The 20,252-nt window shown below is 40.0% G+C and carries 19 protein-coding genes; 9 read left to right on the forward strand and 10 right to left on the reverse strand.

Going from position 1 to position 20,252, the window contains the following annotated elements; all coding sequences use genetic code 11:
* Window positions 1-337 precede the first annotated feature (337 nt).
* Window positions 338-1,570, reverse strand: coding sequence for a tyrosine--tRNA ligase (gene tyrS / locus FXN70_RS11435; protein WP_324647592.1), 1,233 nt, complete (start codon window positions 1,568-1,570; stop codon window positions 338-340).
* Between the two features lie 61 nt (window positions 1,571-1,631).
* Between tyrS and FXN70_RS11440 the strand changes: the two genes are divergently transcribed.
* Entirely contained in the window at window positions 1,632-2,759 is a 1,128-nt protein-coding gene (locus FXN70_RS11440; RefSeq protein WP_324647593.1) for an anhydro-N-acetylmuramic acid kinase, read from the forward strand.
* Window positions 2,760-2,811: 52 nt separating this feature from the next.
* On the opposite strand, the gene erpA is transcribed toward FXN70_RS11440, so the two are convergent.
* A complete protein-coding gene (gene erpA, locus FXN70_RS11445) occupies window positions 2,812-3,147 on the reverse strand; it encodes an iron-sulfur cluster insertion protein ErpA (RefSeq protein WP_324647594.1) in 336 nt (111 codons plus the stop codon).
* 191 nt (window positions 3,148-3,338) lie between these two features.
* Between erpA and FXN70_RS11450 the strand changes: the two genes are divergently transcribed.
* Complete coding sequence (locus tag FXN70_RS11450; protein WP_324647595.1) at window positions 3,339-5,276, forward strand: ATP-binding cassette domain-containing protein; 1,938 nt, start codon at window positions 3,339-3,341, stop codon at window positions 5,274-5,276.
* Between the two features lie 58 nt (window positions 5,277-5,334).
* On the opposite strand, the gene FXN70_RS11455 is transcribed toward FXN70_RS11450, so the two are convergent.
* Complete coding sequence (locus FXN70_RS11455; protein ID WP_324647596.1) at window positions 5,335-5,787, reverse strand: hypothetical protein; 453 nt, start codon at window positions 5,785-5,787, stop codon at window positions 5,335-5,337.
* Between the two features lie 268 nt (window positions 5,788-6,055).
* Here FXN70_RS11455 and FXN70_RS11460 point away from each other — a divergent pair, with 268 nt between their 5' ends.
* Window positions 6,056-6,598, forward strand: coding sequence for a VTT domain-containing protein (locus FXN70_RS11460; RefSeq protein ID WP_324647597.1), 543 nt, complete (start codon window positions 6,056-6,058; stop codon window positions 6,596-6,598).
* Window positions 6,599-6,645: 47 nt separating this feature from the next.
* Here FXN70_RS11460 and gyrB read toward each other — a convergent pair whose 3' ends face one another.
* The 4 genes from gyrB to dnaA all read right to left on the reverse strand — a co-directional run bounded on the left by gyrB (window position 6,646) and on the right by dnaA (window position 12,971).
* Window positions 6,646-9,114, reverse strand: a complete 2,469-nt coding sequence (gene gyrB, locus FXN70_RS11465; RefSeq protein WP_324647598.1) for a DNA topoisomerase (ATP-hydrolyzing) subunit B — start codon at window positions 9,112-9,114, stop codon at window positions 6,646-6,648.
* Between the two features lie 16 nt (window positions 9,115-9,130).
* Window positions 9,131-10,219, reverse strand: a complete 1,089-nt coding sequence (gene recF / locus FXN70_RS11470) for a DNA replication/repair protein RecF (RefSeq protein ID WP_324647599.1) — start codon at window positions 10,217-10,219, stop codon at window positions 9,131-9,133.
* Between the two features lie 12 nt (window positions 10,220-10,231).
* Window positions 10,232-11,380, reverse strand: a complete 1,149-nt coding sequence (gene dnaN / locus FXN70_RS11475) for a DNA polymerase III subunit beta (RefSeq protein ID WP_324647600.1) — start codon at window positions 11,378-11,380, stop codon at window positions 10,232-10,234.
* A 184-nt stretch (window positions 11,381-11,564) separates the two neighbouring features.
* Window positions 11,565-12,971, reverse strand: a complete 1,407-nt coding sequence (dnaA, locus tag FXN70_RS11480; RefSeq protein WP_324647601.1) for a chromosomal replication initiator protein DnaA — start codon at window positions 12,969-12,971, stop codon at window positions 11,565-11,567.
* A gap of 635 nt (window positions 12,972-13,606) precedes the next feature.
* On the opposite strand from dnaA, the gene rpmH reads away from it, so the two are divergent.
* The 5 genes from rpmH to mnmE all read left to right on the forward strand — a co-directional run bounded on the left by rpmH (window position 13,607) and on the right by mnmE (window position 17,692).
* A complete protein-coding gene (gene rpmH, locus FXN70_RS11485) occupies window positions 13,607-13,741 on the forward strand; it encodes a 50S ribosomal protein L34 (protein ID WP_000831329.1) in 135 nt (44 codons plus the stop codon).
* Between the two features lie 31 nt (window positions 13,742-13,772).
* Window positions 13,773-14,165, forward strand: coding sequence for a ribonuclease P protein component (gene rnpA / locus FXN70_RS11490; RefSeq protein ID WP_324647602.1), 393 nt, complete (start codon window positions 13,773-13,775; stop codon window positions 14,163-14,165).
* A gap of 9 nt (window positions 14,166-14,174) precedes the next feature.
* A complete protein-coding gene (yidD, locus tag FXN70_RS11495) occupies window positions 14,175-14,498 on the forward strand; it encodes a membrane protein insertion efficiency factor YidD (protein ID WP_324647603.1) in 324 nt (107 codons plus the stop codon).
* Between the two features lie 2 nt (window positions 14,499-14,500).
* Window positions 14,501-16,234, forward strand: coding sequence for a membrane protein insertase YidC (gene yidC, locus FXN70_RS11500; protein ID WP_324647604.1), 1,734 nt, complete (start codon window positions 14,501-14,503; stop codon window positions 16,232-16,234).
* Between the two features lie 102 nt (window positions 16,235-16,336).
* The gene (mnmE, locus tag FXN70_RS11505; RefSeq protein WP_324647605.1) at window positions 16,337-17,692 is read left to right on the forward strand and encodes a tRNA uridine-5-carboxymethylaminomethyl(34) synthesis GTPase MnmE; all 1,356 of its coding nucleotides are present in this window, start codon (window positions 16,337-16,339) and stop codon (window positions 17,690-17,692) included.
* A gap of 34 nt (window positions 17,693-17,726) precedes the next feature.
* Here the strand turns inward: mnmE and FXN70_RS11510 are convergent, their stop codons facing one another.
* Window positions 17,727-18,155, reverse strand: coding sequence for a DoxX family protein (locus tag FXN70_RS11510; RefSeq protein WP_324647606.1), 429 nt, complete (start codon window positions 18,153-18,155; stop codon window positions 17,727-17,729).
* A gap of 254 nt (window positions 18,156-18,409) precedes the next feature.
* Here FXN70_RS11510 and FXN70_RS11515 point away from each other — a divergent pair, with 254 nt between their 5' ends.
* Entirely contained in the window at window positions 18,410-19,105 is a 696-nt protein-coding gene (locus FXN70_RS11515; RefSeq protein WP_324647607.1) for a DsbC family protein, read from the forward strand.
* Between the two features lie 11 nt (window positions 19,106-19,116).
* Here FXN70_RS11515 and FXN70_RS11520 read toward each other — a convergent pair whose 3' ends face one another.
* Both FXN70_RS11520 and hpt read right to left on the reverse strand, forming a co-directional pair.
* Window positions 19,117-19,368 (reverse strand): GlsB/YeaQ/YmgE family stress response membrane protein, encoded by a 252-nt coding sequence (locus FXN70_RS11520; RefSeq protein WP_324647608.1) that lies wholly within the window; start codon window positions 19,366-19,368, stop codon window positions 19,117-19,119.
* A gap of 212 nt (window positions 19,369-19,580) precedes the next feature.
* Entirely contained in the window at window positions 19,581-20,108 is a 528-nt protein-coding gene (gene hpt / locus FXN70_RS11525) for a hypoxanthine phosphoribosyltransferase (RefSeq protein WP_324647609.1), read from the reverse strand.
* Between the last annotated feature and the right edge of the window lie 144 nt (window positions 20,109-20,252).

The raw sequence follows: 20,252 nt of genomic DNA on the forward strand, positions 1-20,252 counted from the left end.
TAATGATTCGTCATCATCAAGCTAGGTCGGCCATATTACTCTCTTTAAAAAGAAAGTCAACTAGTAATTCGAAATATTTTTAACTTATTTAATAATCATTCAATTCAGCACTTCGTGCTAACTGCCTGTTTATCAACAAGTTTTATTTCTCATCACCGCCGATGGATGTGCATTCTACAGCATTTCTAAACCAATACAATACCTTTTTTCATTGTTTTTGTTTGAGCGAATGTTTTTTAGGCTTTTTGGTGTTTTTTGTTGGTTTTTTCTGCATTTTTGGCATAAAAAAGGCAATCTTTTTATCGATTGCCTGATTTTTACAGAAATTATTTTCTCATTAGTCGGTAAAAGTCACCTTTGCAATGGCTTTTTTACCCGATTGAATAATTAAAGTGACGTTTTCTTTAACTGAGTAGCTTGCATCTACCACATTCCAGTCGACTTTTACCGCACCACGGGCCACGGCGTCTTTTGCACCAGCGGCATTTTTGGCTAAGCCCGCTTCACGTACAATAGAGGCAATAAACATTTCACCGCCGAATTGCCCCCGTGAAATGGTGACTTCTGGTGTTCCTTCTGGAAGTTCACCTTCAGTAATAATGTTACCTGCACCTTTATGTGCATTTTCAGCAGCTTCGGCATCGTGGAAACGTTCCACTAACTCAAGCGCAAGAATGCGTTTAATTTCTTGTGGATTACGCCCTTCTGCCATTTCTTTTAATAACGCTTGAATTTCTTCAACGGTTTTAAAGCTGAGTAAATCGAAATAACGTTCAATTAAGCTGTCTGGCATCGACAAGATTTTTTGATAAATTGCGCCCGGTGCATCAAATACACCAATATAGTTACCTAAAGATTTAGACATTTTATTCACGCCATCTAAACCTTCTAAAATAGGCACAGTGATACACACTTGTGCTTCTTGGTTATAACGCCCTTGTAGAGTACGCCCCATTAACAAGTTAAAGGTTTGGTCGGTACCGCCTAACTCTACGTCTGCTTCAAGTGCAACTGAGTCATAACCTTGTACTAATGGATACAAAAATTCGTGAATGGCAATCGGTTGTTGGTTGTTATAGCGCTTGGTGAAGTCATCACGCTCAAGCATACGCGCAACCGTTTGCTGTGATGCCAGTTGAATTAAATCTGCCGCTGTTTTTTCGGCAAACCATTCTGAGTTAAACACCACTTTGGTTTTTTGCGGATCTAAAATTTTAAATACTTGTTCTTGATAGGTTTTGGCATTTTCCAATACTTGCTCACGCGATAACGGCGGACGGGTTGCGCTTTTGCCTGTTGGATCACCAATCATGGCGGTATAGTCACCAATTAAGAAATAAACCTCGTGACCCAAATCTTGAAAGGTTTTGAGTTTGTTAATCAGAACCGTATGGCCTAAATGTAAGTCAGGCGCAGTTGGATCAAATCCCGCTTTGACTTTTAAAGGACGATCCTGTTTTAACTTTTTCAGTAAATCTTCTTGAGAGATAATTTCATGCGTGCCACGTTGGATTAGGGCAAGCTGTTCTTCAGCAGGTAAGAAATTCGACATCACAAAATCCAAACACATCAGTTATTCAATTTGTGCGATATACTAACACTTTTTCAGCGTATTGCAGGCTTTGTTGCACATGTCAGAGATCTATATTGGGGTAATGACGGGAACAAGTATGGATGGGGTCGATATTGTTGCGGCTTCTTTTCATCCGCTACAACTTCATGCAACTCTCACGATTCCATTCGACCCAGACCTTCAAGATGAGTTAATGGCGTTAACCTTACCTGATGACAATGAAATTGATCGGATGGGCAAGGCAGATGTGGCGCTTGCCAAAATGATTGGTCATGGCATTAACCAACTGATTGATGAGTACCAATTAGATCGCAGTCAAATTAAAGCCATTGGTAGTCATGGGCAAACCATTCGTCATCGTCCAGAGTTTGGTTTTACCTTGCAAATTGGCGACCCCAATATTATTACCGAAATCACCCAACTGCCCGTGATTTCCGATTTTAGACGGCGTGATATGGCAGCAGGCGGACAAGGTGCACCTCTTGTACCTGCTTTTCATCAAGCCGTTTTTCAACATGCGTCAATTGATCGGGTAATTTTAAATTTAGGTGGCATTGCCAATGTCAGTATTTTACCTGCCAATCAACCTGAAGCGGTGTATGGCTTCGATACAGGTCCTGCCAATATTTTAATGGATGCATGGTGCGAGCGTTACACAGGTCAGCCTTTCGATGAAAATGGCGATTGGGCTGCCTATGGCACGCCAATTCGTTCGTTAATGGACCGTTTATACGAGCACGAATTCTTTTCAAAAGAGCCACCTAAAAGTACAGGGCGTGAAGATTTTAATTTAGATTGGCTAGATGATCAGCTGATTGATTGGCGCAATGATGTGACTTATCAAGAATTAGAAGACACGCCTGAAAATATCCAAGCGACTTTGGCTAAACTTACCGTGCGTGCCATTCAAAAAGCCATTTATCGTTCAGGCTTAGAACATGGTGAAGTATATGTCTGTGGTGGTGGTGCATATAATTCGCATGTTTTAGAACAACTGCGTTGGCGTTTGCGTAAGCACCATTGGTCGGTGCAATCGACCGATGTACTCGGTTTAGCACCAACATGGGTGGAAGCCACTGCCTTTGCTTGGCTTGCCATGCGCTTTATGCATCAACAAAGCGGCAATTTACCTGCGGTTACAGGTGCAACAGGCTTACGTATTTTAGGCACGATCACAGCCGTTTAAACATATTCAAAAAAAAAGCGCCAAATGGCGCTTTTTAAATTGATATAACAGCTTAAATCGAAAACGATGAACCACAACCACAGGTGGTGGTTGCATTTGGGTTTTGAATAATAAAACGTGAACCTTCTAAACCTTCTACATAATCAACCACTGAACCCACTAAATATTGATAGCTCAATGCATCAACCAACATTTTCACATCACCATTTTCAAAAGCGGCATCATCTTCATTGGCATTATCGGCAAAGTTAAATCCATAAGAAAAACCTGAACAACCACCGCCCGTCACATACACACGTAACATCAGGTCTTGATTGCCCTCACTGTCACGAAGTTGGCGCACTTTTTTAGCAGCATTATCTGTAATCTCTAAAGCTTGAGCATTCATGATGGGCTTTCCTCAAAATCTTGGTTGCCGAACGGCAAAATTCAATCGAAAATTATAACACAATCTTGACACGGGTAAATCTTGCACATTTCAAAAGCAAATAAAAATCCCCAGCATTTTGATGATCTATTTGGTATTCACAGGCAATCCCGATTAAAATATCCCAACTTTAAAGTATTTAGACCCCACCTATGATTCAACTTGATCAATTGAGTATCCGTCGCGGCGGCCGTGTGTTATTCCAAAAAGCCTCGATGCAGCTTCATCCAGGTTGGAAAATTGGTTTAACGGGCGTGAATGGCGCAGGTAAATCAACCCTATTTTCAGCACTTTTAGGCGGTATGGAATCTGACACAGGCAGCCTGACGCGTCCAAATGTCTGGACTGTGGCACATATGGCACAAGAAATTAAAGCGCTTGATATGAAAGCAATTGATTTTGTGCTGTCGGGGGATGAAGAATATTGGAGCATTCAACAACAGTTGGATCAACCTGAAAACTTCAACGATCACGATCTTGCCACGCTTTACGGTCGTTTTGATGAAATTAGCGGTTATTCTGCACCCGCTAAAGCTTCGCAATTGATGGCGGGTTTAGGCTTCTTTGAGCATCAATCGCAGCTCGATGTATCGAGTTTTTCAGGTGGTTGGCGCATGCGTTTGAATTTGGCGCGTACCCTCATGAGCCGTTCAGACTTATTATTACTGGACGAACCAACCAACCATTTAGACTTAGATGCTATTTTATGGCTTGAAGATTGGTTAAAAGCCTACGCGGGCACGTTGGTGCTGATTTCGCATGACCGCGATTTCTTAGATGCGATTACCGATCATATCTTACATATCGAAAATCAAGAATTAATTCTGTATACAGGTAACTATTCAACCTTTGAACGTACCCGTAGCGAACGTTTGGCACAACAACAACAAGCCTATGAAAAGCAACTTGCCACCCGTGCGCATTTGCAAAAATATATCGACCGCTTTAAAGCCCAAGCCACCAAAGCCAAGCAAGCACAAAGCCGTATCAAACAATTAGAACGCATGCAGGAACTTTCTGCGGCGCATGTCGATACGCCTTTCACCTTCTCATTCCGTGAACCAACCAAAATGAGTTCGCCACTACTAGAGCTTGAAAGTGCCGATATTGGTTATGGCGAAAAGTTAATTGTCACCAATGTCAATTTACAAATCACCCCGACCAGCCGTATTGGTTTGCTGGGAATGAATGGTGCGGGTAAATCGACGCTGATTAAATCTTTAGTCGGTGATTTAGCATTACTGCAAGGCACACGTAAAGATTCAGAATTACTTAATATTGGTTATTTTGCCCAGCACCAAATGGATGCTTTAGATGGCAATGCTAGCCCAATGCTACAATTGGCACGAATCGCAGATAAAAAGATCAGTGAAGCCAGCTTACGTTCATTTTTAGGCAGTTTTGGTTTTAGTGGCGAACGTATGGATACGCCAAGTGAAAGCTTTTCCGGTGGTGAACGTGCCCGCCTTGCATTGGCATTAATTGTCTGGAAACGTCCGAATGTGTTAATTCTAGATGAACCAACCAACCATTTAGACCTAGATATGCGTCACGCTTTAACTATGGCATTACAAGATTTTGAAGGTGCAGTGGTTTTGGTTTCACACGAACGTCAATTGATTGCTAGTGTCTGCGATGAGCTAATTTTAGTGCATGGTGGACGCAGTCGTGAATTTGATGGCGATTTAACTGCCTACGCCGATTGGTTGCGCCAAGCCCGTATTGATATGATGAAAAATGGGCAACAACCTGCTGCACCTGTCAAATCACAGGTGGTCGTAACACCCACTATTTCAAAACTCGACAAAGAAGCACAACGTAAAGAAGCAGCACGTCAACGTGAACTGAGTCGTCCAATTCGTAAAAATATTGAAAAAATTGAAGCACAAATCGCCAAAATTCAACCTCGCCTAGCCGAAATTGAGCTTTTACTTGGCGATAGCGCCCTATACGATGCCAACCGTAAAGATGATTTACTCAAAATCATGAATGAACAAACCGAACTTAAAGCAAAACTGGCACAAGCGGAAGAACAGCTGCTTGAGTTAATGATGGAATTAGAGGAACTCGAAGCCTCTTTTGAAGATTAAATAACCTTTAAATCTCACCTAACCGACCGCTCTACGTACTTAACGCTTGAGCGGTTTTTTAGCTGTGAGAATGCAATGCTTTTTTATCTACCACATTGTTACCACATATTGCATTCACCACATATTCAGCAGGACTTTTAGCAGGTGCACGATGCATCTTATTGGGTTGTTCACCCAATCGAATATCCAAACCTTTTCCAGTTTGCTTATCCTTGGCATTTACATTCACAATTTTAAACTGTTCAGTTGGCTTACATTGCACCAAATATTGTGTGTAAATAATTTTCTGAGCCTGTACATTTTTAACCCAAACCAACATGTTACGTTGTTTTTGATCAAAAATAACACCCCGATCAAGATAAAGCGCCAAATCCTTGCTTTTATAAAGTTGTTGCCAAGTCTCTTGTGCTGCAAAGACAGGGCTGCTCATACTCAAATAAAAAAACATACTCATCTTTAATACATAACGAACAGATGATTGCATCAATGCTTGTTGTAACGCGGTATTCACGCTTATTTCGCTTTAATCATGATGAAGAAGCACATGATAACATCCTCTTTGACAAGGTCGCAGTACAGCACATTTGCTTCAGCCAATAAAAGTATATATTTTGATACATTTACTGAAACAATCGGCAGCACATTGAGCAATCAGAGCAAGCTCGTTATACTCCTGCACTTATATAAATGAATCTTGTGTGTACGAAGTAGATCAATTATTGTATTGAAAGACTGTAATTATGTTAGTCAAATACCATTGTTAGGATTGTTGCCATCGAATGGATTTTCTTGATTTTTTAATGAGTTTTGAGCATTACCTTCCCATTCTATTACAAGACTATGGGGTGTGGATTTATGCGATTTTATTTCTGATTATTTTTGCTGAAACTGCATTTATTTTTATGTTTTTTTTGCCTGGTGATAGCCTTTTACTTGCAATTGGTGCGCTCTGTGCAACCTCAGAAACCTTACAAGTGAGCCATATGATTGGGCTATTGTTTATTGCAGCAACTTTAGGTTATATCGTTAATTACCATATTGGCAAATCTTTAGGATGTAAAGTTTTAAATATAAAGTCTCGTTTCATTAAACAAGAATATTTATATAAAACCCATGACTATTTCGCACGCCATGGTGGAAAAACAATTTTGTTGGCACGTTTTATTCCTTTTGCTCGCTCATTTGCCCCCTTTGCAGCAGGCTCTAGCCACATGAACTACTTATTATTTTTAACCTATAATCTCATCGGCGCATTTGTCTGGATTGCCTTACTCATTGGAATTGGTTACGGCTTTGGTAATACTTTAAAGTTATTTGGTTAAGATAAAAACAAAAAAGCATCCCGAAGGATGCTTTTTTAATATTTCATTTAAGCATCAATATCTGCATTGAGCGCATTTTCTTCAATAAAGGCACGACGCGGTTCTACATCATCCCCCATCAAACAAGAGAACATACGATCCGCTTCAATGGCATCATCAATCGTCACTTGTAGCATGTTACGATTTTCAGGATCCATTGTCGTTTCCCATAATTGCTCAGCATTCATCTCACCCAAACCTTTATAACGTTGAATCATCATGCCACGGCGTGAATCTTGCAAAATGTGTTGCCAGACTTGATGGAAATTCGTAACTTGAATCTTACGCTCACCTTTTTGCAAATAGGCGCCATCTTCAAGCAAAGTAAACCAACTTCTTGAGTTTTTCAGTAAGCGTGCATACTCGGCCGAATTAAGTAAACCTGAGTCGAGCAAGTAATGATGCGGCAAGTTATGCACATATATCGTAATACGTGGCCAATAATGTGCCGACTTCACGCCATCTTCTGCTTCGGTTTCAAAACGCTCTAACGAAATTTCAGGGCGCAAGCTTGGCTGTAGTTTCACAATTGCGTTTTGTAATTGTTCAGCCCAAGCCTGTACATACGCTTCATCTTGATTTTGATCAATTTTAAAATGCTCAAGTTCAAGCAAACCATCAAGTAAACTTGCCGGATAACGCTGCGTTAAACGTGTTAAACTTTTTTGCGAAACTTGGTAATCTTCAATCACTTTAGCTAAAGCTGTGCCTGAAATCGCCGGTGCTTCTGCGCTAATGTGCAAGCCAAGCTCATCAATGGCATTCGAAATTAAATAGGTTTCGAGTGCATCATTATCTTTAATATATTGCTCATTTTTGCCTTTTTTCAGCTTATATAACGGCGGCTGAGCAATATAGATATAACCGCGTTCAACCAATTCCGGCATTTGACGGAAGAAGAACGTCAACAACAAGGTACGAATGTGTGAACCATCCACGTCGGCATCGGTCATAATAATAATTTTATGATAACGCAGTTTGTCTGGGTTATATTCTTCACGACCGATACCACAACCAAGCGCAGTAATGAGCGTACCGACTTCTTGGCTTGAAATCATTTTGTCAAAACGGGCACGTTCCACGTTTAAGATTTTACCTTTAAGGGGCAAAATCGCCTGCATTTTACGGTTACGCCCTTGCTTAGCAGAACCACCTGCCGAGTCACCCTCGACCAAGTAAAGTTCAGATAACGCCGGATCTTTTTCTTGGCAATCAGCTAATTTACCCGGTAAACCAGCAATATCTAACGCATTTTTACGACGCGTCATTTCACGGGCTTTACGTGCTGCATCACGCGCGCGTGCTGCATCAATAATTTTACCTGCAATTGATTTTGCCGCTTGCGGGTTTTCTAGCAAATATGCCGAAAACTCTTTGTTCATTGCCTGTTCAACCGCAGGCTTAACCTCACTTGAAACCAATTTCTCTTTGGTTTGTGATGAGAATTTTGGATCAGGCACTTTGACCGAAATAATCGCGGTTAAACCTTCGCGGGCATCATCCCCTGTAACAGCCACTTTCTCTTTTTTGAGTAAGCTTTCATTTTCCATGTAACTGTTTAAGCCACGGGTTAAGGCAGCACGAAAACCGGCCAAATGCGTTCCACCATCTTTTTGTGGAATATTATTGGTAAAGCAACGTACATTTTCTTGATAGCTGTCATTCCATTGCAACGCAACTTCAACACCAATGCCATTTTCAGCTTGGGTTGTAAAATGAAAAATCTCGTTGAGGTGGGTTTTACCTTGGTTAATATATTTTACAAATTCAGATAAGCCACCTTCATAGGCATATAGATGTTCGAAATTAACTCGCTCATCACGTAGGATAATTTTCACGCCTGCATTCAAAAATGAAAGCTCACGTAAACGGCGTGCTAAAATATCGACATTAAAGATGGTTTGGCTGAAGGTTTCAGCACTTGGCCAAAAGCGAACTTTAGTACCTGTAGTGGTCGTTTCACCCACGACTTTTAATGGGTATTGTGGGTCACCATGACGATATTCTTGCTCATGGATTTGACCTGCACGGTGAATCGTCAATTGCAATTGGCTCGATAGTGCATTCACTACCGATACGCCTACGCCATGCAAACCACCCGACACTTTATAGCTGTTGTCGTCAAATTTACCGCCAGCATGCAAAATGGTTAAAATCACTTCTGCTGCTGACACACCTTCTTCTGGGTGAATATCAGTTGGAATACCACGACCATTATCAGAAATACTCACAGATTCATCTTCATGAATCGTCACCACGATTTCATCACAGTGTCCTGCTAAGGCTTCATCAATGGCATTATCCACCACTTCAAACACCATGTGATGCAAACCTGAACCATCGTCCGTATCACCAATATACATACCCGGACGCTTACGTACTGCGTCTAAACCTCTTAATACTTTAATACTAGAGGAATCGTAAGCCTTTTCATTGGTTTGTTCTGTTGGAGAAGCAGGTTGAGACTCTGAACTCATGGTGACTCCCTAGTTGTTAAATGGTGGGTTCAACAGCGTGAATTTGACCCTTTTCCACATGAAATAATTGATAAGAAATAGACAGATCATGTAAATGTTTTTGTACGGCAACATGATCTAAAGTTGTCAAAAATACTTGGCTGCCAAGTTGGCTTAAACGTGCAATTAAACGCCGCTGTGCGGTCAAATCAAGTTCTGCCGTCAGATCATCTAATAATACCACAGTTTCCTTATTGCTCGCATGTAGCATTGCAATCTGTGACAGTTTTAATGCCATCACCAACAGCTTTTTTTGTCCACGTGACAACACCGCATCAGCATCTCCCAAGGCCGTTTTAAAGCGTAAATCGGCACGATGTGGCCCATGTTCGGTATAGCGCCGTTCCACATCTTTATAATGTGCTTGCTGTAAGTCGTGTAATAAGCCTTGTTCAGAATGAAAGCCAGCACGATACTCAAGTTGAATTGGTAGATTAGGCAGTAAATGCGCTAAATCTTGCTGAAAAAAATGCTGCCATTGTTCTAATACACTTAAACGCTGTGAATGCAGCAATTCGCCATATTCAGCTAACATTTGGTTCCACGGTTCTAGATCTTTTAATTGTAGCGAACGTGAGGTTTTAAGCAGACTATTACGCTGTTTTAAGGCGCGAGCATAATATTGCCACGCAGTATAAAAATCAGGTTCCACGTGGAACATTAGCCAATCTAATAATTGCCGTCTAAGTTTGGCACCATGATCAATTAAATCGGTACTCAATGGATCAATCAATTGTAAAGGCAATAAACGCGCCAATTGTCCTTGCGTGGCAATACTGTCGCCATTGACCTTAATGAGTTGTTCACCTGTTGCAAGCTTTTGCACCCCCATTTTTTCTTGCCCCGATTGAGCAAAAATCAGCGCATCATTTTTTTGGTTTTGAATATAGTGTTTTGGAATATGGGTTCGAAATGAGCGCCCTGTTGCTAAAATATGAATCGCCTCTAAGGCAGAGGTTTTACCTGAACCATTTTCACCATAAAAAACATTAAACGGCTGCAATTTTTGCAATGCAGCCGTTTGAATATTACGTACACGCTCGATATGTAAACGTGAAATCGCCATAACGTGTCTAAATTAAACCCGCATTGGCATAACCACATAGGTTTGGTCAGGATAACTTGGGTCTTGAACTAAAACGGATTGATTGGCTTCGCTCATCACCATATTCACATCATCACCGTCCAATGCACCCAATACATCTAATAAGTACTGTGCATTAAATGACATTTCCAATCCCGCACCTTGATACTGAATTGCAATATCTTCAATTGCTTCATCTTGCTCAGGGTTATTGGCACGTAATTGTAAAGTGTCGGTATAAAAATTTAAAAACACACCGCGTAATTTTTCATTACTTAAAATTGCCACACGCTGTAAAGACTGTTTAAATAAATCATGCGCAATCGTGACATTTTTATCACCGCCACGTGGAATAACACGGCGATAATCAGGAAATTTTCCATCAATTAATTTTGTGGTAAAGCGGACAGTTACACCACCCTGCTCTTTGTCTCGACTTGGCATTAAAATGGTCACATTTAATAATTCGCGACCAATCAAAACACTCAAAGGCTGATCTTCAATACTTAATAAACGCTGCAATTCACCAACTGCTTTACGTGGCACAATGGCTTGTAACACTTGGTCTGCTGTTGAGCTTGCATTGGTTTCACATAATGCTAAACGGTGCCCATCTGTTGTAACTGCACGCAATTGATTTTGATCAATCTCTAGTAGCGTGCCTGTTAAGTAAAAGCGAACATCTTGCACTGCCATGGCAAACGATGTTTTTTCAAATAAACGCTTCAATTCACGCTGCGTGACTTGCACCTGCGTGCCTTGCGTGGTTTCAGAACTGAGTAACGGATAATCTTCAGCCGCCAATGTTCCAAGCACAAAACGACTATTACCCGATTTTAAAATACAGCGCTGATCTTCTGTAATGTGCAAATCAATGAGTGCCGCAGCAGGCAAAGACTTACAAATATCCATCAGCTTACGTGCAGGAACAGTCGTCTCCCCTGCTTGCAAGCAAGCACCTTCAGCAAAAGGCATACTTGCCACCAACTCAACCTCAAGGTCAGAACCTGTAATAGTTAATGCAGAAGCAGAAGCTTGAATTTTAACATTTGATAAAATATTTAAGGTATGTCGACGTTCAACCACACCTACAACATGAGAGAGGACATTCAACAAACTCTCTTTCGCGATTTTTAAACGCACGTGCTAACCCTTAAATTAAAATAAAACTTAGACTATTCTAACCTAATTTAATGACAAAAATTTCGAAAATTAAGCACAAAAAAGAAGCAAAAAATAAGACTCATTCTTCACTTCTTTTTAAGAAATATTTTTAATTTTTTTTAATCACAGTAAAATTAAAATCATTTCACAAACAAACAAGCACTTAACTTTGCAGCAATCGTAGTAAATTTTTACAATCCTCATTAAAAATAGGATCTTGTTGTTTTAGACTCTGCACTTTTTCACAGGCATGCATAACAGTACTATGATCTCGCCCACCAAATGCCATTCCAATTTCAGGGAAACTATCCCCTGTCAATTCTCGTGCCAGACCCATTGCTAATTGACGTGGACGTGCATAAATGCGTGTTCGTTTTGGCCCAACCAATTCTTTAAGCGGAATGCGGAAATACTCACTCACCACACGCTGAATATTTTCAGTGCTAATCGTACGTGCACGAATCGCAAGTACATCTTTGAGTGACTCACGCACAACATCCAAATCAATCGCAGCACCTTTAAACCGTGAAATGGCGACAACCTTATTTAAAGCCCCTTCTAATTCACGCACATTGGCTACCACTTGCTGTGCAATAAACAAGGCACAATTACGAGGTAGGTCAACCCCACTACTTTCAGCTTTTTTCAATAAAATTTCGATTCGCGTTTCGATATCTGGTGGCTCAACCCCAACCGACAACCCCCAAGAAAAACGTGACACTAAACGAGGATCAAGCTCCGTTAACTCTTTTGGATAACGATCGGAAGTTAAAATAATCTGTTTAGATTCATCAAGTAAAGCATTGAATGTATAGAAAAACTCAACCAAACTGGCTTCTTTACCTGCCAAAAGATGAATATCATCTACCAGCAATAAATCTAAAGAACGACAATTTTTCTTAAATTCTTCAACTTTGCCTTTTTGCAACGAACTTACAAAGTCCTGTACAAAACTCTCGGCGGTCATATACATCACACGTGCATTCGGCTTGGCTTGCAACAGTGCATTTCCTACCGCCTGCATTAAATGCGTTTTACCTAAACCTGTTGGACCATATAAAAATAAAGGGTTATGTTGCGATGCACCTAACTGCGTGAGTACCTTACGGCAAGTTTCCGCAGCCATTTGGTTAGAACGCCCTTCAACAAATAACGAAAAGGTAAACAACGGATTAAGTTGGCGTTTTTTACTATTTTTATTTGTAGTTTGTGGAGCAGATGTCGCTAAGCTCTCTACTTCTCGCTTTAAAACAGGTTGGTTACGTGAAGAGGATTCACTTTGTAAAGCAGCTGTTGTTGTTGCAGGCAATTCATTTGCATTTAAAATTGCGCCCGGCCGAGAATCAACCAAAACCTCAACTTGACGTACACGTCCTTCAGACAATTGTTCCGCCAAAATCGAAATTAACTCTAAATGATGTTCTTGAATATAGCGGGTCCAATATGGATTCGGCGCATATAAACGCAAGATCGCATCTTTTTCTTCGGCAACGAGTGGGCGAATCCACATTGCAAAGACATTATCAGAGAGCTCTTGTCGCAAGCGAGTTAAGCAGTCCGTCCAAAGCATGTGAAACCCCTATTTATATTCAATTTAAATTCAAAAATACCTTCCTAAAGAAGGGTCGCCATTCTAACCAAGTTATCCACATCTGTCACAGCAAATTAAATTTATTTACTCAAACCAGCCGTTCAGCTTTTAAATTCAAAACTACCTGTGGATAACCAACCTAGATCACTGTGGATAAAATAACACAATTAGTTATCCACAATCTATTAAAATTATAAAAACACAGATATCCACAATACAACTCTTTATTTTTTAAATTTAAACAAACGTTTTCCACAGAAAAACCGTTTCCTAATAATAATAAATTTAAATTTATAAATTTGAATTTATTTATAGATCCAAGCTTACCTGAGGATAACTTTTAATTTATAAAACTTGAATTCAAATCAAAAATAAATGTTGCCCTAAAGTCATATTTTGTGAATAAAATTGAAGATAACTTTTAATTTATATAAAAATAAACATCTTATCTTGTGAATATTAAGTTTTTAGTGAAACTTTTTTAGAATGATCTTACGAATATAATGATTACAGATACAATAAATTGAGCAAAAAATAGGTTTTCGATTGACATCTTTTCTAATGCATCTTAAAATCGCGAGCCTTTATAAAGATCAATTTTGGGAGTTTCTGATATGAAACGCACTTTCCAACCTTCTGAGTTAAAACGTAAGCGTGTTCACGGTTTCCGTGCTCGTATGGCAACTAAAGCGGGTCGTCAAGTATTGGCGCGTCGCCGTGCTAAAGGTCGTCATAGCTTAACTGTATAATGTTAACGCTTCATCGATCGATTAGGGTGTTATGACACTTTATAGTTTCAGCACAGATGTTCGAATACGCTGTGCTGCAGATTACAAAGGTGTGTTCGATGATGCGCTTTTTAAAGTGCATCAGCCCCACTTTCTTTTTCTCGCAAAGCCCTCTACTCAGCTAAATAGTCGTTTGGGGATCGTTGTTGCGAAGAAAAAGGTTCGTCGTGCCCACGAAAGAAATCGAATAAAACGCATTGCTCGAGAGAGTTTTCGCTTGCATCAGCACCGCATTGGCTTGTTAGATATTGTCGTTATGCCTAAAATAGGTATAGAAGCAGTATCAAATGCTGAATTGCATCAGCAATTAAATTTTGCATGGCAAAAATTGTATCGTCTTGCAAATAAATCTCAAAACAATACGAAAGTTTCCTCACCAAAGTAGCGCTGGCCAATGGTTCGTATACTACATTGGTTGATACGACTTTATCAGATTGCGATTAGTCCTTTATTAGGACCTCGGTGTCGCTACATTCCTACTTGTTCACAATATGCTTTGGAAGCACTACAAAGGCATGGCGCTGTACATGGCGTGTGGTTGTCTACGCGACGTATTTGTCGTTGTCATCCGTGGGGTGGTTCGGGGTATGATCCTGTGCCCGTAAAAGCAATTCGTTTTATTTCATTTCAGCCAATCGATTCTCAAACGTTTCTGGTTGTTGTACCCTTTCGGAAACGTTTCTTGAACCAAAACCGCTCAAACTACTTGGGGTCATAGCTATGCAAAAATGGGCCAGATTTGCGATTCTCGGTGCCATGTTGGTTACCGCGTATTTGCTAATTTTAGCTTGGCAAAAAGATTATGGTCATGCCAATACAGCAGCACCGCAACAGGTGAATACTGCTGTCGCTTCGCATGATGTCTCTGCTGATTTGCCAAATAGCCAAAATAAACCAGCATCTACCGATGTGCCACAGGCCAATACTGCTACCGCGCAAGCAAGCACTGCATCTACCACAACAAATCAACAGCTTATTACTGTACAAACCGACTTATATCGTCTTTGGATTAGTCCTAAAGGTGGTGATATTGTTCGTTTGGAATTGTTAAATCATGATGAAAGTAAAGGCAGTAATCAGCCTTTTGTCATGCTTGAAAGTGATGCAAAACGAACTTATGTTGCGCAATCTGGTTTAATTGGTGTAAACGGACCAGACAGTAGTGCCAGTGGTCGTCCAACATTCGAAGTTGAGAAAACCAATTATTCGTTAGCGGATGCGCAAGCAGGTAAAACATTAACTGTACCAATGGTCTATAAAACTGCCAATGGTGTGGAAATTATTAAAACCTTTAGCTTCAAGCAAGGCCAATATCCAATTACTGTTGATTATAAAGTGATTAACCGTAGTGGACAAAATTGGCAAGGTCAATTCTTTGGCCAGTTGAAGCGTGATGATTCAGTTGATCCAGGTAAATCAAGCCAAGGTATTTTTCAACTTGGAACATATTTAGGTGGTGCTTGGGGTACGCCTGATGAACATTATAACAAGTTAAAATTCACTAATTTTAATGATGATAAGTTAAATGTTCAGGCCAAAGGTGGTTGGGTTGCTGTTGTTCAGCATTATTTTGTCAGTGCTTGGATTCCAGGGACTTTAAAGTTAACTCAAGCCAATGGTCAGCCATTCACGGCAACCTTACAATCACGTAAGGTTAGCGACAACATGAATGTAATTGGTTTTACTTCTCCTGAAATTAATGTTCCTGCTGGAACGGCAATGGAAGTGAATGCAACCTTGTATTCAGGGCCAAAAGTTCAATCTGAACTGAAAGATTTAGCGGCTGGTTTAAATCAGACGGTTGATTACGGTTGGTTGTGGCCAATTGCGAAATTATTATTCTTAGGTTTAGAAACATTCCATAATTTCTTAGGAAATTGGGGTTGGTCAATCATTTTACTGACAATCGTTGTAAAAATGATTTTATGGCCATTGTCGGCAAAAAGTTATCGCTCAATGGCGAAAATGCGTGTAATTGGTCCTGAAATGCAACGCATGAAGGAAGAGTTTGGTGAAGACCGCATGCGTTTCTCGCAAGAGATGATGGCATTGTATAAGCGTGAAGGTGTGAATCCACTTTCTGGTTGTTTGCCGTTGTTCATGCAAATGCCAATTTTCCTTGCGCTATATTGGGTGTTAATGGAAAGCGTTGAGTTACGCCATGCACCTTGGTTAGGTTGGATTCAAGATTTATCTGCGATGGATCCGTGGTTTATTTTACCGTTGTTGATGGGTGCAACTATGTACATTCAACAAATGTTAAATCCACAACCTGCCGACCCAATGCAAGCGAAAGTTTTCCGCTTAATGCCGATTATTTTCACCGTATTTATGTTGTTCTTCCCTGCGGGTCTGGTGTTGTACTGGATTGTGAACAACAGCTTAACGATTTTACAGCAAACGATCATTGGTCGTAGCGTAAAAAAACAACGTGAAGCAGCAGGTAAAGTGTAAAGTCTATTCCTTAGCGTTAGACACAAGCTGAATAAATCCGCTTAAGATGGTAATCTTAGGCGGATTTTTCTTTTTTAAATTTTGATTGTTAGGTGAACCATCATGCAAAACCAAACCACGATTGCTGCAATCGCAACGCCGCCAGGACGTGGTGGTGTGGGGGTGATCCGCCTATCGGGCCCAAAAGCATATGAAATTGCTGAGAGTCTGACCCAAAAGCCTTTACCTGCTGCGCGTATGGCTGGCTTTCGAAAATTTTATGATGTGAAAAATGAAATTCTAGATGAAGGCTTAATTTTGTGTTTCCCTAACCCACACTCATTCACAGGTGAAGATGTGGTTGAAATTCAGGGGCATGGCGGGCCTGTGATTCAAAATACATTATTGGCGCGGTTGTTAGCTTTAGGTGCGACTGCTGCCAAAGCGGGTGAATTTTCAATGCGTGCCTTTGAAAATGGTAAGCTAGATTTGGTGCAGGCCGAAGCAATTGCCGATTTGATTGATGCTACATCGCAAGCGGCTGCACGTTCAGCAGTGCGTTCGTTACAGGGTGCATTTTCGGCAAAAGTGAATGCTGTTTTAGAAAAACTGATTCATTTACGCTTACATGTAGAAGCGGCGATTGATTTCCCTGAAGAAGAAATTGACTTTTTGGCCGATGGTAAAATTTTGGCCTTACTTGAAGATGTGCAGCATTCAGTGAGTGGTGTACAGCAATCGGCACGTCAAGGTCAGTTATTGCGGGAAGGTTTACAGGTGGTCATTGCGGGTAAGCCGAATGCTGGTAAATCGAGTTTGCTCAATGCACTCGCTGGCGTTGAACGTGCTATTGTGACTGATATTGCTGGAACAACTCGTGATGTCTTGCATGAAAAAATTAGCTTGAATGGTTTGCCCATCACCTTAACTGATACCGCAGGACTGCGTGAAACAGGTGATGTAGTTGAAAAAGAAGGCATTCGCCGTGCGATTAAAGAAATTGAACAAGCCGATTTATTGCTTTTGGTGTATGACTTAAGTCAAGGTGAAGATCCGCTTACTTTGGCGGAGACCTATTTTGCCGATTATGTTGATCCACGTCGATTAATCTTAATTGGCAACAAGAGCGATTTAACAATACAAAGTCCAAATTTAGGTGAATTAAACGGTTTGCGACATGTAGTGGTTTCAGCCAAGCAAGAAATGGGCGTGCAAACGCTCATAGATGCAATTACAGCGCATGCAGGCTTCCAACCCGAAGAAGATACCTTTATTGCACGTACGCGTCATTTAGATGCAATGCAGCGTACTCAGCAGTACCTTGCTGAAGCACATCTGCAATTGGTTGAGTTTCAAGCAGGTGAGTTGATGGCTGAATCGCTTCGACTGGCTCAAAATGCGTTAGGTGAAATTACAGGTGATTTTAGTGCGGATGATTTACTTGGAAAGATCTTTGGGTCATTCTGTATTGGAAAGTAAGAAAAAAGCTGCCAATTGGCAGCTTTTTTAATCTTTATTTTTTATCTAGCGAGAGTGTTCCAGGCCCTGCAACAGCAAGTAATAGGAAGCCGCCGGCAATACTCATGTTTTTGAAGAAATGAATCTTGGTATTCATGTCTGCCATCATGTCCCCAGTTGAATGCCAAAAAGCGTGACCAATGAATGCTGTACCAATGGTATAGAGCGCTAAAATAAAGGCAATTGGGCGAGTGTAAAAACCAACTAAAATTGCTAAGCCTAAAAACACTTCTGTAAAGACAGCAATTAGGGCTGAAAGCATAGGTAATGGAGCATGCAACATTTGCATATATTGTACAGTACCTTCAAAGCCAGTTAATTTTGGAAAACCAAATAATAGGAAAAGGAAGATAAGTAAAAAGCGGGCCAGTAAAAGCAATACGGGTTGGGCTGTGCCGAAATTAAAATAGCGTAATGTATTCATGAGATAATCCACAGAAATTTGTATAAGAATAGAGCTATTATAGAAGTGCTATTTTCAACTTCAATCTATAAAAATATGACTTATTGTTGCAAAAATAGTGCTAAAAACTAAAAATATGTATCATTGGTATTGTAAAAAGGATAGTGTTGATGATGTTCCACGTGAAACATAGTCACAAAAAATAACCAAGTCTGGATAGGTGGTCGCGATTTTATCAAGCTAAACTATTTTTAATTCCTGACTTAAATTCTGAAATGAAGAAACTGAGCCTATTAATTTTATCCAGCTTAATGACATCTATTGTCTATGCCAACACCTCACATTTAGCGGTGCAACTTAAACAGCAATATCCTAATTTGAATTTCCAGAATCTTGCTCCAACTGAAACATCTAGGCTATATAGTGCAACTTTAGGGCAGCGTGTAGTGTATTTAGATGAGGCTGGACAACATCTTTTTGTGGGGCAAATGATTCGATTAAAAGATCAGAAAGACTTAACTCAAGATCTAATCAATATAATGCCATCTAATCGTATGGATTGGAAAAAATTACCTTTAAATGATGCGATTGAAATTGTGAAAGGTAATGGGCAACAGCAGTTGGCAATTTTTGAAGATCCTAATTGTCCCTATTGTCAAAAACTAGAACCAGAGTTAGATAAACTCAATAATGTGACAATTTATGTGTTCTTATATCCGTTACGTCCGCAATCGGTTATGCCATCAAAACAAGTGTGGTGTAGTGAAAGTCGTGCCTTTGCATGGAAAAATCTGATGCAAATGAAGATTCAACCCAAAGCAACAAAGTACTGTGATAATCCGATTGCACGTAATTTAGCATTAGGACAACAGTTAAAATTGGTTGGAACACCCACCCTGATTTTTAAAGATGGCTCATTTAAAACAGGATGGATGTCGAGCGATGAGATTCAACAGCATTTAGCAAAATAGCATGTTATGAATTAGTCATTTTTAGTAAAAAAGTTATAAATGACTAAGATGATGATTGCACCTAAAATCGATGCAATAAAGCCTGCAGAAGAACCTATCGTATAAAATCCAAGGAAACGCCCTGCATAAGTTGCAACAACTGAACCTGCAATTCCTAGCAAAGTAGTGACGATAAAGCCTGCTTTATCGTTGCCTGGATGCAGGGCACGTGCAATCAAACCTGCAAAGAAACCAATAAAAATGGTGACAATGAAGTGTCCCATAACTGCTCCTTATGTTGCGGTAGTCTTAAATTATGGTTTTATTGTAAGCGATGTTTTTGCAAAAAATCTAAGATAATCTGTTGCTTTATGGTTTTTATATTTGTTGCTGTGGTTCTACTTCTTCTTATTATCTTCAGCCGAAAAATAAGCTTAAAAGTAGTCTATCTTTGTGTATAAAAAATGGCTGCAATTGCAGCCATTCACAGCAAATCTTATAGGCCAATTTCGCCAATAAAAGGTAAATGACGATATTTTTGATCGTAATCTAAACCGTATCCAACAATAAATTTATCTTCAACTTCAAAGCCTAAAAACTTAACATCGAGTTCAATTTCACGGCGTGAAGGTTTGCTGACTAAAGTGCATAGTTGAATAGAGTTGGGTTGGCGCGTTTCTAAAATCTCAAGCACTTTACTTAAGGTGTTGCCTGAATCAATAATGTCTTCGATCACCAAAACATCTTTACCACGAATTTCGCCGTCTAGATCTTTTAAGATTCTAACGTCGCGGCTTGAAGTTGTACCACCGCCATAGCTTGAAACCGTCATAAAATCGAGTTCGTGAGGTTTATTGATTTGACGGCATAGATCCGCCATAAAAATAACAGAGCCACGTAATAAACCAATTAATACCAACTCTTTGTCGCTATTGGCATAATATGCGTCAATGGCTGCGCCAAGCTGTTGTACTTTGGCTTGAATCTCTTCAGTTGAGATCATCACGTTCATTTCGATTGTCATGGGTAGACACCTAAAACATCTAAAAATTTTTAAAATAAAAGAGGCGTTGACCAGCAACACCTCGAATTTATGAATGACTAAAGTTTAAAGCAATTTTAATCTAGATGCACCTATTGAGATTTTTAAACCGTTTATAAAGCCATC

It is taken from the genome of Acinetobacter sp. MD2, from assembly GCF_035615575.1.
Lineage (GTDB): Bacteria > Pseudomonadota > Gammaproteobacteria > Pseudomonadales > Moraxellaceae > Acinetobacter.

Coding starts and splice junctions, on each gene's coding strand:
- FXN70_RS11510 (WP_324647606.1), bottom strand. CDS start 18,155: ATGAATACATTACGCTATTTTAATTTCGGCACAGCCCAACCCGTATTG.
- erpA (WP_324647594.1), bottom strand. CDS start 3,147: ATGAATGCTCAAGCTTTAGAGATTACAGATAATGCTGCTAAAAAAGTG.
- dnaA (WP_324647601.1), bottom strand. CDS start 12,971: ATGCTTTGGACGGACTGCTTAACTCGCTTGCGACAAGAGCTCTCTGAT.
- FXN70_RS11460 (WP_324647597.1), top strand. CDS start 6,056: ATGGATTTTCTTGATTTTTTAATGAGTTTTGAGCATTACCTTCCCATT.
- gyrB (WP_324647598.1), bottom strand. CDS start 9,114: ATGAGTTCAGAGTCTCAACCTGCTTCTCCAACAGAACAAACCAATGAA.
- FXN70_RS11520 (WP_324647608.1), bottom strand. CDS start 19,368: ATGGGACACTTCATTGTCACCATTTTTATTGGTTTCTTTGCAGGTTTG.
- rnpA (WP_324647602.1), top strand. CDS start 13,773: ATGACACTTTATAGTTTCAGCACAGATGTTCGAATACGCTGTGCTGCA.
- FXN70_RS11515 (WP_324647607.1), top strand. CDS start 18,410: ATGAAGAAACTGAGCCTATTAATTTTATCCAGCTTAATGACATCTATT.
- yidD (WP_324647603.1), top strand. CDS start 14,175: ATGGTTCGTATACTACATTGGTTGATACGACTTTATCAGATTGCGATT.
- FXN70_RS11450 (WP_324647595.1), top strand. CDS start 3,339: ATGATTCAACTTGATCAATTGAGTATCCGTCGCGGCGGCCGTGTGTTA.
- FXN70_RS11440 (WP_324647593.1), top strand. CDS start 1,632: ATGTCAGAGATCTATATTGGGGTAATGACGGGAACAAGTATGGATGGG.
- recF (WP_324647599.1), bottom strand. CDS start 10,219: ATGGCGATTTCACGTTTACATATCGAGCGTGTACGTAATATTCAAACG.
- mnmE (WP_324647605.1), top strand. CDS start 16,337: ATGCAAAACCAAACCACGATTGCTGCAATCGCAACGCCGCCAGGACGT.
- rpmH (WP_000831329.1), top strand. CDS start 13,607: ATGAAACGCACTTTCCAACCTTCTGAGTTAAAACGTAAGCGTGTTCAC.
- tyrS (WP_324647592.1), bottom strand. CDS start 1,570: ATGTGTTTGGATTTTGTGATGTCGAATTTCTTACCTGCTGAAGAACAG.
- hpt (WP_324647609.1), bottom strand. CDS start 20,108: ATGACAATCGAAATGAACGTGATGATCTCAACTGAAGAGATTCAAGCC.
- yidC (WP_324647604.1), top strand. CDS start 14,501: ATGCAAAAATGGGCCAGATTTGCGATTCTCGGTGCCATGTTGGTTACC.